A 14,014-nucleotide genomic window follows, 5' to 3' on the forward strand; every position below is an offset into this window, starting at 1 on the left:
CTTTGACAAAAGGGATCAACCGTACCGGATACCGTCCACCGGATCCAGGGCCGATGCACTGGCCGCCGGGTACAAAGTGGCGAGAAAACAGATGATTACCGTGCACAACCCGATGGCAAGAACATCCAGCGGCTGCAGGCTGACCGGCAAGGTGGTCAGAAAGTATACGTCTCCGGGCAGTTTTATGAACGGATAGCGTTTGAGCACGGCACACAGGACGAATCCAAGCAGACCGCCGATCATCGTCCCCACGCAGCCGATGGCCAGCCCCTTGAACACAAAAATTCGGCGGATATGCCGGTTGGTTGCTCCCATGGTTTTTAAAATGGCGATATCGCGCGTCTTTTCCATCACCATCATGATCAGGGCGCTGGCGATATTGAAGGCTGCGACGAGCACGATAAGCGTCAAAATGATGAACATCACCGTTTTCTGGAGGCGGAGCATGGAAAACAGGTTGCGATTCATCTGCATCCAGTCCCTGGCCCAGAAGGGAAAGCCGAGCCGGGCCACGATCTCATCGGCGATTTTCCTGGCCTGGTAGATGTTCGTCACGCGCACCTCGATGCCCGAGGCCTGGGCCGGCATCTGCAACAGGCGCTGGGCCACATCCAGGCGCACGAAGGACATGGCGTCGTCGTATTCGTTCATCCCGGTTTCGAAAACGCCGGCAACACTGAAGCGTTTCACCGTCGGCATCCGGTTGGCCGCCGATCCTTTTCCCAGGGGGGAGATGAGATAGATGGGATCGCCCACGGCGACCTTGAGTTTTTCGGCCGTCACCTTGCCGACGATCAATCCGGGCGCCTTTCCGGCCTGTTCGTCCGGCGCGGCACGCTTCAATGCATCGCCGATGGATTTTGATTTTCCGACGAAAACGGGCGGGCCCGGTCGGGACGGATCGAGGGCCTTTAACACCGCTCCGCCGATGCCGTGGGGACTTCTGAGCATCACCTGGGTGTAGATGAACGGTGCGGCGGACTGCACCCCTTCAACGGACTCGATGGCGTGCACCGTTTTGTCGATGTCGGCCACGGTTTCCCCGTAACGCATCACCAGCACATGGGACTCGATGCCCAGGATGCGGTTTTGCAGTTCCGATTCGAATCCGGTCATCACGGCGATGACGACAATCAGGGCCATCACACCGACGGCGATGCCGGCCGTAGCCAGCAGGGTAATCAGGGAGATGAAGGCCTGCTTCTGACGGGCCTGCAGATACCTTGCGCCCACAAACCAGGTGAAAGACATTGGGTTACACTCTTTTGATTGCCGGCTGGTATATTCCCGGCGTCGATCCCGGAATGGGAAAAGCACCCACGCTCTTTTCGAAAAAAGCCATCGGCCCGGCCCCCCCGATAATGGCATAAGCGTATCCGGCATGGGCCATCGCCTCCAGCGCAGCCAGCAGCAGGACCTGTCCGATGCCTCGATGGCGAAAGTTCGGATCGACGCCGATGGGGCCAAAAAAGTTGCGGCAGGTGCTGTCGTAACAGGCGAAACCGGCCAAACGCCCGCCAGAGACGGCGACCATGCAGGCAATGGGCTGCCGGGCAAAGGAGACCTGGCTCTCGGCGGCCCACCCGTCGCCGAACAGTTGCTGGACCCACACCGCGACCTGTTTTCTCTCACTGGCCATGGCCCTTCGAACGATGGTTTCCTGCCGGGCCAATGACGTCGTCAGATCTTCACGGTCGGGCAGATCGTAGAGTTTTACAAGTAGATCGGTCATGGGGTCCTCGCGTTATTCGTGATGTTTTGCGGCGCTGTCAATCGTTGTCCAGTGCACGATTCATACTTCCGGACACATAACCTTCCAGATCCGCGGCAATGTGTATAAAACCGATGTCCCTCAATTGATCGACGATCCGTTGCCGCAACGGATCGGTGAACAGCGCAGGCAGATGCGCCAGGGGTACTTCGATGCGGGCCACATTTCCATGGCAGCGCACTCGGCAATTCTGGAACCCTGCAGTGTTGAAGATCTTTTCGGCCTGCCGGATCCGCTCCAGCTTTTCCAGCGTGATGGAGGTGCCGTAAGGAAACCGGGTGGCCAGGCAGGCCATGGCCGGCTTGTTCCAGACGGCCAGGTCCCGCTGTCTGGCCAACTGACGGACATCCGCCTTGGTCAACCCTGCCTCCAGCAGCGGGGCAGCTACCCCGAGTTCACGAGCGGCTTTCATTCCGGGGCGGTAGTCGCCGGTGTCGTCGGCATTGGCACCGTGGGCCAGCTTCGAAAATCCCCGCTGCTCGGCCATCTCTGCCAGTTGCCCGAATACAATTTTTTTGCAAATGTAGCATCGCTGTTCGGTATTGGCAAGAAAGTCGGGATGGTCGATTTCATGGGAGTCGACAATCAGGTGCGTAACCCCCATTTCGCCGGCAAGCTTTTTCGCATCGGCCACATCCTGCTGCGGATGAATGGGGGACTGCGCCGTGAGCGCGATCACCCGCTCGCCCAACACGGCCCTGGCCTCTGCCAGCAAAACGGCGCTGTCCACGCCTCCGGAAAGGGCCACGGCAAGGCGGTCGAATGATTTTAAAACCCGGGCCAGCTTCGCTTTTTTATCCTGAAGGGATGCCTGCATATTTCATTTTTTCCAGTGGTTGACCCGCATTCGCACCGGCGCGGTAAATGGCAAAAAATTATTTACAATCAGCACGTATTCCTTTATAAACCATGGTTGTCACTCCGTTTTACTATAGGCCAATCCAAATTCAAAGGGGTTTTTCATGGGGAAAAAGAGTCTCACCAAATCCACTTCGAAGAAGAAGAAGAAGGCGGCCAAGAAAAAAGTCGCAGCAAAAACCAGCCCGAAGAAAAAAGCGCCGGTGAAGAAAACCGCTCCAGCTAAAAAAGCGGCCGCCGCATCCAAACCGGCAGCCAAGGTAAAGCCGGCAGCCAAACCGGTGAAGAAGACCGCTCCTAAAAAAGCCCCGCCCAATGCCAAACCGGTACCGGTAAAAACGCTTCTCAAGAAGAAGTTTGACACTGCTGCCCCGAAAGTTCTCTACAGCGTCCCCAAAGAGCTGATCGAAAAATCGACCTTCACGGCACCGGATTTTTTGGCCGGATTCGAAGCCAAGGACGCCAAACGGATCAAAGGACTGCTGGCCAACACATACAAGGAAGCGGATTTGAAGGCCGCTGCCGAAAAAGCCGCCGCAGAGAAGGCTGCTGCAGAAAAGGCTGCTGCAGAAAAGGCTGCCGCTGAAAAGGCCGCTGCTGAAAAGGCCGCTGCTGAAAAGGCTGCCGCAGAGAAGGCCGCTGCAGAGAAGGCCGCTGCTGAGAAAGCCGCTGCTGAGAAAGCCGCTGCTGAGAAAGCCGCTGCTGAAAAGGCTGCCGCTGAAAAGGCTGCCGCAGAAAAGGCTGCCGCAGAAAAGGCTGCCGCTGAGAAAGCCGCTGCTGAAAAGGCTGCCGCAGAAAAGGCTGCCGCAGAAAAGGCCGCTGCTGAAAAGGCTGCCGCAGAGAAGGCCGCTGCAGAGAAAGCCGCTGCTGAGAAAGCCGCTGCTGAAAAGGCCGCTGCTGAGAAAGCCGCTGCTGAGAAAGCCGCTGCTGAGAAAGCCGCTGCTGAAAAGGCCGAGGCCATTAAACAAGCGGCAGCCCAGAAGTCCGACGTTTCCGTATCCTATGAGCCGGCCCCTGCCCAGGCCGCAGCCAGCAAGCCATCGGATCCCGTGGACAACACCATCAAACTGGTTGCCGCCGGAATCGCATTTCTGATTCTGCTGGTGATTGGTGCCAGTACATCCAATTCATTTAAATATTACCTGGTAGAGAATCAGGGAGCCCTGGAAATCTGGAAAGGGAAATTCGCCCCGTTGGGCAAGAAAAAAGTTCTCGCCCTGCCCGGCGTTGCGGTGCCCGAAGATCTGAAAGACGCCTACAGTTCCGATGAAGTCTACCCGCTGGCGTTTCAGTATTACATCGACAAAGCGGACGCGCTTCTGGACGTCCCCGGCATACCGGATTTCGAAGCCATCAAAGCAACCCTGAAAATCGCCCTCGAATACGGCTCCAGCAGTGCACTGCGAGACGTCGCCTATCAGCGTCTCGACAACATCGACCGCTTGATTCTGGATTACAAGGCCGATGTCGCCGCCAGCAAGGGAACCATTGAAGGCTTATCTGCAGCCATCGGTTTTCTCAAAGAGGCCGACAAACTAACCAAAGACGAAGTCCTGGAAGAGCGCATTGCCCAGAAAATCGCCGCCCACGAAACGGCCATCGCCGTACTGGAAGAGCAAGCCGAAGTCGAGGCTGAAGCGGCCCGGTTAGCAGAGGAAGCCGCTGCCGAAGAAGCGGCCGCATTGGAAGCGGAAGCTACAGCCGAAGGCGAGCAAGCCGCGCCTGAGGCTGAGGCTGATTCCGAGGCCCAGCCAGAGGCTGAACCTGAGGCTGCTGAGGGTCACTGACCCAGCGCCTGGCCGATCAAAATCGGGGGGAATCGTTCCACCAGGGGCGATTCCCCCTTTTTGTTTTTTTGGCTGCTGCAGGCCGGCGACGTCTGCCGTCCTGTTTGTACATCCATAAAAAATTCGTCTTTTCCACGGGGATCTTTTTACGGTGAGACACCGAATCGCAGCCACTTGAAGCCCTGCCTGACCGAATCGGAGACGCCGCTCCCCACCCGCCCCATGAAAAGATTTTCCGGCTTCAGGCAGATGTTGGGCTCGTTGGTCTGCAGCTCCACAAACCCATGGGGACTGAACAGATGGATGAGCATATTGCGGTATTGCTGGGCAGTAAGGCCGGAACCATCCAGGTCCCAGGTCCAGGAGTAGCCGACCAGGTAGGCAATCATCTCCTCGATGCGGGGATGGCTGATCATCAGCCGAACCAGATCCCCTGCGATCCTGCAGGATCGCAGGTTTCTGCCGACCTCGACGGCCTTGACCTCCATCATCATCCCCTCGCCTAATGCTGCCCAGCGTTCGTCCGGGTCCGGTTGGCTGAAAACGCCGAAGCCTACGATCTGGCGCTCTTCCATCAACGCCAGTACCACGTTGGCATCAGCTTGGGCGGCGTGCTTTTCAAGGGTTTCCCGTCTCGTAAAAATGGATTTGTACTGGGCGTGGATCCCGAACTGTTCGCTGAAACGGTAGGCCCGGATCTGTTCGGGCGTACAGAAGGACCGGATCAGAACGGTGCCGGCGGGGGTGGAGCGGAGGATCTCCTTGGGGTTTGGTACGTTCAAAGGTGTCTTTCTTCGGCGACGACTTCGTAAGAAAGTCGATATCGGCGTTGCGCTTCGTCCCTCGTCAATGCGGAGTACGTTCTGGTACGCCTCCCTCCTCGGGACTCGCAAGCCTTGATCTCGATTTTCTTACGAAGTCGTCATTTCAGATGATCAAAAGTCGCTCCACTCCTTATGCAACCGTTTGATCATAATTGCCAGATCCCTGCGAGTGCCGTGAATGTCTTTCACATATTCCTTCAGCTCACCGAATTTGAAAAAATCGAATTTTTGAACCGCTTCGATGGCTTTGTCTTCCACTCCGGCCACCAGATCCGCCCGAAGAAGTTCCAGACCCCGATCCATGGCCAGTTGAATCAGGTCCAGCAGCAGCCAGGTTCCCAGCCGCATCTGCCGAAATTCCGGCAGCACGACGATACGAAAGCGGCCCACATGACTGGTGGCTCCGAACCCCCGCATGTAGAGGCTGCCCTGCCCCACAATTCTGGATTCGCACAGGGCCAGAATGGAACAGATGCCGCCTTCTTCCACCGCTTCGAACCATTTGTCCATGACCGCCCTGTCCGTAACGTCGTAATTCATGAACCAGCGGTCCGACTCGGGGATCTTCCGGTAGAAGTCTTCCAGCAGCGGTCGATCAGCCGGTTCCAGCGGACGAATGACCGCCTCCACGCACTCCTTGAGAACACACTCTTTGGGGTATCTCAATTTCTCAGCCCTCCTTCGCCGTTGGCCGGTCCCGGAAAGGATGCGTGGGCAGTGCCAGCCCGAAAATGGGCAGCGTCGGCCCCAAGCAAAACCAACGGGCCGTTCACAGGCAATACCTACCGATCCGGAGCGGCACTGTCAAGGCACTCACGGGGTTTTCAGGACAAACCGGAGGCCCCCGCATGTAAACCTTCCCATTGGAAAAAATAGAAATCCGGGAACGGGGAGCACAACGCGGCTGCGGTCCATCGAAACGGTTTTTAACGAGCCGATTTTTTTCTTGACTAACGCCGTTCGTAGCTAATATATAGCTAATATGTAACCTTTTAGCAAATGAATTTTATCCAATTTTTGATTGCTATTCTCACCATATTGCGTACCACCGGTTTTCAGAAAACAGGCCCCGTTTCGACACGGGCATCGGCACGGATATAGCTGCGGCACCCTTGCACGCCGCCGAAAGGGAGGATTTCATGAGCGACCTGAGTTGGCTTCCACGAGAATCCGGGATCAAAAACCATCATTTGTGGGGAGAAGAACATTTTTCGGATCAGGCTCCCGGAGTCATTTTTGAAAAGCGCCCCATTCTGGATCCTTCCGGAGCACCTGTCGATGGTCTTTTCTCGGCCTGGATCATCCTGAACAACCCCATGCAGTACAACTCCTATACCACCGAGATGGTCAAAGGCGTTATTGCCGGCTTCCATCGCGCTTCGGCGGACAGTTCCGTGGTCGCGGCCGTGTTCACGGCCATGGGGGACAAAGCCTTCTGCACGGGCGGCAACACCAAGGAGTATGCCGAGTATTACGCCGGCCGTCCCAACGAATACGGCCTTTACATGGATCTGTTCAATGCCATGGTCGATGGGATCCTGGGATGTAAAAAGCCCACTATCTGCCGGGTCAACGGCATGCGGGTGGCCGGCGGGCAGGAGATCGGCATGGCCTGCGACATCGCCGTCTCCAGCGATCTGGCCATTTTCGGCCAGGCCGGACCCAGGCACGGCAGCGCACCGGACGGCGGCAGCACCGATTTTCTGCCCTGGATGCTGCCCATGGAACAGGCCATGTGGAACTGCATCTCCTGCGAAATGTGGAGCGCCTACAAGATGAAACGCCTGGGGCTGATCTCCAAATGCGTTCCGGTCATTCGGGATGGGGACGCCTGGGTGCGCAATCCGGCCATCGAAACGGACCAATACCTGCGCGACGGGGAAATTGTCTACGGTGAATACAAGACCGGCGATGCCGCCAAACAGGCACGGGCCTATGTCAAATCAGCCACCACCGATTTCGAACGGCTGGACAGCGAGGTCAATCGCATCCTGTGGACATATACCAACCTTTTCCCCGCCTGTCTCATCAAAAGTGTGGAAGGCGTTCGCCTGAAAAAGAAATATTTCTGGGACCAGGCCAAGGTGATCAACCGGCACTGGTTGGCCGCCAACATGAACAATGAGGCGTACCTGGGCTTCAACGCCTTCAACACCAAGAAAATCACCGGCCAGGATACCATCGATTTCATCGAGTACCGCCGGCGCATGGCCGCCGGCGACGCCTTCGACGTGGAATTCATGGCGGCCGTATTGGGAAGACCCAACACCTAAGGAGTGCTGCAAATGCTGCTTGAAGGTAAAAACGCAATTGTCACCGGTGGATCCCAGGGGATCGGCACGGCGGCCAGCTTGGAGCTGGCCGGCGAAGGGGCCAACGTCTGCCTGACCTACCGACGCCATGAAAAAGAGGCTTTGGAGGTGGTCGAACGGATCGAGAAGATGGGCCGCAAAGCGATATGCGTTGCCTGCGACATCGCCGTTTTCCAGGAAGCCGAAGCGGCCGTCAACGCCGCCGTGGAAGCGTTCGGAAGAATCGACATCCTGGTAAACAACGCCGGTATGAACTGGGACGGGGTCTGCTGGAAAATGTCCGAAGAACAGTGGGATCGCGTGCTCGCCGTCAATCTAAAGGGCTACTTCAATTTCACCCGCCATACGGCGCCGCTGTTCAAAGAACAAAAGTACGGCAAAATCGTCAACGTGACCTCCATCAACGGCTTGCGGGGCAAGTTCGGCCAGACCAACTATTCCGCCTCCAAGGCCGGCATCGTCGGCTACACCAAAGCCGTGGCCAAGGAACTGGGGGCCTTTGGCGTCAACGTCAATGCCGTGGCACCGGGCCTGATCGAAACCGCCATGCTGAAAAATTCCGAAGCCCGCGAGAAAATCATCGACCTGGCCATGGGGGAAATGGCCTTAAAGCGACTGGGCAAGCCCGAAGACCTGGCCGCTGTCATCGCTTTTCTGGCATCGGATAAAGCCCGCCATATTACCGGCGAGGTGATTAAGGTGGATGGAGGACAATACATATAAAGGAATTCTATCCTTAGCATATCATCGACCGCCATCCTTCGCTTAACACTTAAAACTTAACACTTAACACTAACAAATAACGACAAATTCGAATACCATTTCCGTTACCCATGAACCGACACAAAATCACTCACCGAGGATTATTAAAATGACTGACGTCGCCATTATCGGCGCGGGTCAAAGCGCCTTCGTACGCGCTTTTCCGGGATCGGTCCGGGAACTGGCCTTCCAGGGTTTTTCCGACGCCACAGGGCATGCCGGCATCACGGCCGCACAGATCGATGCATCAGTCGTCTGCTCCGCCCCTGAGTACGACCTGCAGCGTTCGCCGGCCGGGGTGTTCGCCGAATATCTGGGCCTCAACCCGGGCCCCACCTTCTACGTGGAAACCCTGTGCTCATCGGGCAGCACCGGCCTGAAACTGGCCTACAGCCTGATCCGGTCCGGGCTGCACGATGTGGTCGCGGTGATCGGATTTCAAAAAATGTCCGAAATCTCCTCGGCCGAGACCCAGGAGCGCATGGGACGCGGCGCGGACATTCAGTGGGAAAGCCCCTTCGGCACCATGATGCCCGCCTACTATGCCATGTACGCCCGGGCCCACATGGACGCCTATGGAACCACCCCACAGGATCTGGCCGCCATCCGGGTCAAGGCCGCCACCTACGGCCAGCTCAACGAAAGGGCCGTCTACCGCAAGGCGGTAACCCCCGAGATGTTCACCGATCCTGAGAATCGGATGAGCGGTTCGGTGGCCTCTCCCTTGCGCGTGGGGGACTGCTGTGCCAACGCCGACGGCAGCTCCTGTATTATCGTCGCCAGCGCTGAAAAAGCCAGGGCGTTGTGCGACAAACCCGTCTGGATTCGAGGCATCGGTGCCGCCTCGGCACCGGTCAACCTGGCCGGACGCGACCTGTTCACCGGACTTGCCGTCGCCCGGCAGGCGGCATCCCAGGCCTACGACATGGCCGGCATGCGTCCCGAGGATATCGATGTGGCCGAGGTCCACGACTGCTTTACCATCGCCGAAATGATGGCCTACGAGGATCTCGGCTTCGCCGAGCCCGGCGGCGGCAGGGACTTGATCAACACCAGGCAAACCTACCTGGACGGCCGCATCCCGGTCAATGTAGACGGGGGGCTGCTCTCCAAGGGCCATCCCATCGGAGCCACCGGCGGCAGCCAGATCCGCACCATCGTCCTCCAGCTTCGCGGCGAAGCCGGCGACATCCAGGTTCCCGATGCCGCCGTGGGCCTGGTGCACAACATCGGCGGTGTCGGGCTGTACGGCAACGTGACCATTCTGGCCAGATAGAGGAAACCATCGTTATGGGAAAAAAAGAGAAGGACGAACGCTTCAGGAAATTCGGCACGGTCAGTTTCACCGGCACCACCCGGGTCAACGACTTCATCGACCACCTGGAGCAGGGCCGCGTCACCGGAACCCGCTGCGACTCCTGCAACCGGGCTTTTTTTCCGCCCCGGGCGGACTGCTGCGACTGCCGGACGTCCAAGATGGCCTGGTTCGATGTGCAGGGCGCCGGCAGCCTGCTCACTTACAGCACCCTGGCCTTCGGTCCCAGGGGCTTTGAAGCGGATTTGCCCTACACCATCGCCCTGGTGGATTTTACCGATTTCAAGATCTTCGGACGCATTGCCGGCGATCTTTCCGAGGAGGCGCTTTCCATCGGCATGAAGCTGAGGGTCAAGGCCAATGCACTCGCCGACGGGCGCTTTAACTACGTCTTTTATAAGGAGTAATCATGTCCCATTTGCAAACCATCCAGCGCACCATTGCCGATGGCATTGCCACCCTCACCTTGAATCGCCCCAAACACAACGTACTCAACATCGATATGATGACCGAGCTCAACGGCCAGTTGGACCAGCTGGCCACCGACGGTTCGCTTAAATGCATCGTCCTTGCGGCCAACGGGCCCAGCTGGTGCGCGGGCGTGGAGGTGGCCGATCACAAGCCGGGCATGGTGGACGACATGATCGCCACCTTCAACGCCATTTTCGAACGCATCCACCGCCTGCCCGTGCCCACCATCGCCGCGGTTCAGGGGGCCTGTTTGGGCGGCGGCATGGAGGTGGCCATGGCCTGCGACATCATCGTTGCCGCCCCCAAGGCCGTTTTCGGTCAGCCGGAAATCAAGTTGGGATTTTTCCCGCCCTACGCGGCCATCCGGCTGCCCCAACTGGTGGGGCCGGCCCGCGCCGTCGAAATCTGCACCACCGGCCGCCGCTATAAAGCCGAAGAGGCGCAGCGCATGGGCCTGGTATCGCATTTATGCGGAGACGAGAATTTTCAGGAAACCGTAGATGGCATCGTCGGCGAGATCAAGGCCTGCAGCCCGCTGATCGTCCGGCTCAACAAGCGCGCCGTTACAGCCCACCTGGGGCTTGATTTCAAAAAGGCCCTTTCCGGCGTCAGCGATCTTTTTCTCAACACCCTGATGAAAACCGAAGACACCCTGGAGGGCATCGCCAGTTTCGAGGAAAAGCGGCGGCCGGTATGGAAAAACCGGTAACGTTGGAATTTGAAATTGAGGATTTAACGGATATGGTTTAAAAGAAGGAGAAGCAGCAATGGCGACCATGATATCCTGGCAGATGACGGAACCCGGCAAGCCCCTGGCCAAGGTGGAGACCCCCATCCCCGATCCCGGACCCGGGGAAGTCCTGGTCAAGGTGGCAGGATGCGGCGTGTGCCACACCGACCTGGGGTTCTACTATGACGGTGTGCGCACCAAATCGCCGTTGCCGCTGACCCTGGGCCACGAAATCAGCGGCATTGTCGCCGCCGCCGGCCCCGGTGCCGACCCGTGGGATGGCAAGGCGGTGATCATCCCCGCGGTAATGCCTTGCGGGACCTGCGATGTCTGCAAACGGGGTCTGGGCAATATCTGCACCGCCCAGAAGATGCCCGGCAACGATATCCAGGGTGGTTTTGCCAGCCACATTGTCGTCCCGGCTGATCAGTTGTGCCCGGTAGATGTGGACGGCCAGAACCGGCCCGTGGGAGAGGCGGACGTTCCCCTGTCCCATCTGTCCGTGGTGGCCGACGCCCTGACAACACCGTATCAGGCCGTCGTCGATGCCGGCCTTACGGCCGAAGACGCGGCCATCTTCGTAGGTGTGGGCGGTGTGGGCGGTTTCGGCGCCCAGATCGCCAAGGCCTTCGGTGCCGCCGTGGTGGCCATCGATGTCGATCCGGCCAAGCTGGAGGCGCTGTCACCATACGTGGACGCCACCTTCAACGCAGCCGAATACGCTTTCAAGGACCTTCGCAAGGCGGTTTCCGCCTTTGTCAAAGAGCAGGGAAAGCGTCGGACCGAATGGAAGATTTTCGAAACCTCCGGCACCGCCGCCGGCCAGAAAACCGCTTTCGGTCTCATGACATTCGGGGGGCATCTCTCCGTGGTGGGCTTTACCATGGACAAGGTGGAAATTCGCCTTTCCAATCTCATGGCCTTCCACGCCACCGCCCGCGGCAACTGGGGTTGCTTGCCCAAGTACTATCCGCCGGTGCGCGACTTGGTCCTGTCGGGCAAAGTGAAGATGGCCCCTTTTGTGAAAACGTTCCCGCTGGCTGAAATCAATTCGGTCTTCGAGACGGTGCACCAGAAAAAGATCGTTCAGCGGGCGATCATGGTGCCCTGACCCGCGCGATCAATTCTCAACAGCCGGAATAAAGCGGCCACGGAGATGGATGCGCGCTGGGCGGAAGGCCACAACAGCCGCGCAGCCATTGGCAAAGCACGGGCTGCGGCAAACCACCAGATAGGAAACAAGATGCACAAATTACTCACCGACAGCCCGGGAAAAAAGATGCTGCTTCTGGGCAACGAAGCCATCGCCCGCGGCGCCATCGAGGCCGGCGTGGCCTTTGCCACGACCTATCCGGGGACCCCTTCTTCGGAGATTTCCCTGAACCTGTTCCAGATCTCTCATGAGAGCGACCTTTACTTCGAATACAGTACCAACGAGAAGGTGGCTCTGGAAGTGGCTTCCGCTGCCGCCAACAGCGGCGTGCGCACCTTCTGCATGATGAAACACGTGGGATTGAACGTGGCCGCTGACCCGCTGATGACCCTGGCATACGTGGGGGTCAAGGCCGGCATGGTTGTGCTCACGGCCGACGACCCGTTCATGTTCTCCAGCCAGAACGAACAGGACAACCGCTACTACGGAAAGCTCTCCGGTTTGCCGGTGCTGGAGCCCTCTTCCGTTGAAGAAGCCCGCCGCATGATGGCGGAAGCCTTCGACCTTTCCGAGCAGCTCGGCGAGCCGGTGATCTTTCGCACCACCACACGGGTCAACCACTCCAGCGCCTTCGTGGAACTGGGAAAGCTTAGCGCCCGCAAGCCCAAGGGAGATTTCATCAAGGACCCGTTCAACCTGGTCACCGTTCCGGCCGTCTCCCGCCGCCTGCACGTGCGCCTGCTGGAAAACTGGGAAAAGGCCCGAAAACTGGCCGAAGGCTCGCCGTATAACTTCACCGAAGGCAGCGGCCCCTGGGGCATTGTCTGCAACGGCGTCAGCTACAACTATGTTTCCGATGCGGTGGGCGAACTGGGCATCGCCGACAATACGCAGGTTCTGCGCCTGGGATTTTCTCACCCGGCTCCGCCCGAAAAGATCAAGTCCTTTCTAAAAGGCTGCGAGAAGGTGCTGGTGGCCGAAGAGGGTGAGCCCGTCATGGAAGAGACGATCAAAGCCTTCGCCCAGGAAGAAGGACTTGTCATACCGATTGCCGGCAAAGGAGAAGAGCTGTTCTCGCGGCTCAACGAATTCGATCCTGCCATGGTGCGCCGGGTCATCGCCGACTACTTCGGGGTTGCCTATACCGACAGCCGGCCCCCCGACCTTTCCGATGTTCCGGAGATCCCCCAGCGTCCGCCCAACCTGTGCGCCGGCTGCTCCCATCGGGCCACCTACTACGCGGTGAAAAAGGCTGCCGAGGGCTTTGAAACGGTCTATCCCACGGACATCGGCTGCTATACCCTGGGATTCCTGCCGCCGCTGGCCATGGGAGATTTTCTCATTTGCATGGGATCGTCCATCAGTACCGCCTGCGGTTTTTCCCAGGCCACGGACAAGAAGGTCATTGCATTTATCGGCGATTCCACCTTTTTCCACTCGGGACTGACCGGCCTGGTCAACGCGGTTCACAACAACCACGACTTCACCCTGGTCATACTGGACAACGGCACCACCGCCATGACCGGCCACCAGCCCCATCCCGGGGTGGACATGGACAATCTCAACCTGTCCGGATACGGCCGCGTCTCCATCGAAGCGGTGGTGCGGGCCATCGGCGTTAAAGATGTCACCGTCATCCAGCCCTACAAGGTTAAAAAAAGTATCGAAGCAGTAAAAAAGGCCATGGACCACAAAGGACTGTCGGTGATCATCTCCCAGCAGATCTGCACCCTGTACGCCCGCAGCCTGAAGCAACTCAAGGTGCGTGCTTTCAAAGTGACGGACAAGTGCAAGAACCACCGGGACTGTATCAACGAAATCGGCTGTCCGGCGTTTTACCTGGACGGCGAACGGGTCCAGATCGACCCCAACACCTGCGTGGGGTGCGCGGTCTGCGCCCAGATCTGCCCGGAGAATGCCATCACCCCGGTCAAGGAAAAACAGGCGGAGTGATCCGCCGGCAACTTACAGTGAAAATCTGCGGCTGCGGATCGCCGGCATCCAGGCACAGCATGCCGTTGCCGACAGCAG

The 14,014-nt window shown here is 58.3% G+C and carries 14 protein-coding genes; 8 read left to right on the forward strand and 6 right to left on the reverse strand.

The annotated features are described in order from the left end of the window. Positions 1–15: 15 nt before the first annotated feature. The 3 genes from GN111_RS06990 to larE are packed head-to-tail and all read right to left on the reverse strand — an operon-like array spanning position 16 to position 2,588. Positions 16–1,251 (reverse strand): lipoprotein-releasing ABC transporter permease subunit, encoded by a 1,236-nt coding sequence (locus GN111_RS06990; protein WP_155303070.1) that lies wholly within the window; start codon positions 1,249–1,251, stop codon positions 16–18. Positions 1,252–1,255: 4 nt separating this feature from the next. After that, positions 1,256–1,732, reverse strand: a complete 477-nt coding sequence (locus GN111_RS06995; protein WP_155303071.1) for a GNAT family N-acetyltransferase — start codon at positions 1,730–1,732, stop codon at positions 1,256–1,258. A gap of 37 nt (positions 1,733–1,769) precedes the next feature. Further along, positions 1,770–2,588, reverse strand: coding sequence for an ATP-dependent sacrificial sulfur transferase LarE (gene larE / locus GN111_RS07000; RefSeq protein WP_155303072.1), 819 nt, complete (start codon positions 2,586–2,588; stop codon positions 1,770–1,772). 145 nt (positions 2,589–2,733) lie between these two features. Between larE and GN111_RS33510 the strand changes: the two genes are divergently transcribed. Continuing rightward, positions 2,734–4,416 carry a histone H1-like repetitive region-containing protein gene (locus GN111_RS33510; protein ID WP_197740508.1) on the forward strand — a complete coding sequence of 561 codons (1,683 nt, stop codon included), beginning with the start codon at positions 2,734–2,736 and terminating at the stop codon, positions 4,414–4,416. Here GN111_RS33510 and GN111_RS34145 read toward each other — a convergent pair. The 3 genes from GN111_RS34145 to GN111_RS07020 form a co-directional block, all read right to left on the reverse strand. Further along, positions 4,410–4,532 carry a hypothetical protein gene (locus GN111_RS34145; RefSeq protein ID WP_269433818.1) on the reverse strand — a complete coding sequence of 41 codons (123 nt, stop codon included), beginning with the start codon at positions 4,530–4,532 and terminating at the stop codon, positions 4,410–4,412. The two genes, GN111_RS33510 and GN111_RS34145, sit on opposite strands and share 7 nt — an antisense overlap. 30 nt (positions 4,533–4,562) lie before the next feature. Further along, positions 4,563–5,198: an N-acetyltransferase gene (locus GN111_RS07015; RefSeq protein ID WP_155303073.1), complete on the reverse strand. Its 636-nt coding sequence runs from the start codon at positions 5,196–5,198 to the stop codon at positions 4,563–4,565. Between the two features lie 153 nt (positions 5,199–5,351). After that, positions 5,352–5,906 (reverse strand): GNAT family N-acetyltransferase, encoded by a 555-nt coding sequence (locus GN111_RS07020; protein WP_155303074.1) that lies wholly within the window; start codon positions 5,904–5,906, stop codon positions 5,352–5,354. Between the two features lie 473 nt (positions 5,907–6,379). On the opposite strand from GN111_RS07020, the gene oah reads away from it, so the two are divergent. The 7 genes from oah (at position 6,380) to iorA (ending at position 13,936) form a co-directional block, all read left to right on the forward strand. Then, on the forward strand, positions 6,380–7,513 hold the full coding sequence (gene oah / locus GN111_RS07025) for a 6-oxocyclohex-1-ene-1-carbonyl-CoA hydratase (protein WP_155303075.1): 1,134 nt from the start codon (positions 6,380–6,382) through the stop codon (positions 7,511–7,513). Between the two features lie 12 nt (positions 7,514–7,525). Next, positions 7,526–8,275, forward strand: a complete 750-nt coding sequence (locus GN111_RS07030; protein ID WP_155303076.1) for an SDR family NAD(P)-dependent oxidoreductase — start codon at positions 7,526–7,528, stop codon at positions 8,273–8,275. 148 nt (positions 8,276–8,423) lie between these two features. After that, the gene (locus tag GN111_RS07035) at positions 8,424–9,590 is read left to right on the forward strand and encodes a thiolase C-terminal domain-containing protein (RefSeq protein WP_155303077.1); all 1,167 of its coding nucleotides are present in this window, start codon (positions 8,424–8,426) and stop codon (positions 9,588–9,590) included. A gap of 14 nt (positions 9,591–9,604) precedes the next feature. Beyond that, positions 9,605–10,036: a Zn-ribbon domain-containing OB-fold protein gene (locus tag GN111_RS07040; protein WP_155303078.1), complete on the forward strand. Its 432-nt coding sequence runs from the start codon at positions 9,605–9,607 to the stop codon at positions 10,034–10,036. A 2-nt stretch (positions 10,037–10,038) separates the two neighbouring features. Next, the gene (locus GN111_RS07045) at positions 10,039–10,809 is read left to right on the forward strand and encodes an enoyl-CoA hydratase/isomerase family protein (RefSeq protein ID WP_155303079.1); all 771 of its coding nucleotides are present in this window, start codon (positions 10,039–10,041) and stop codon (positions 10,807–10,809) included. A gap of 58 nt (positions 10,810–10,867) precedes the next feature. Continuing rightward, complete coding sequence (gene had / locus GN111_RS07050) at positions 10,868–11,941, forward strand: 6-hydroxycyclohex-1-ene-1-carbonyl-CoA dehydrogenase (protein WP_155303080.1); 1,074 nt, start codon at positions 10,868–10,870, stop codon at positions 11,939–11,941. Positions 11,942–12,073: 132 nt separating this feature from the next. Further along, the gene (iorA, locus tag GN111_RS07055) at positions 12,074–13,936 is read left to right on the forward strand and encodes an indolepyruvate ferredoxin oxidoreductase subunit alpha (RefSeq protein WP_155303081.1); all 1,863 of its coding nucleotides are present in this window, start codon (positions 12,074–12,076) and stop codon (positions 13,934–13,936) included. The last annotated feature ends 78 nt before the right edge of the window (positions 13,937–14,014 follow it).

The organism is Desulfosarcina widdelii, from assembly GCF_009688965.1.
Taxonomy (GTDB): Bacteria; Desulfobacterota; Desulfobacteria; order Desulfobacterales; family Desulfosarcinaceae; genus Desulfosarcina; species Desulfosarcina widdelii.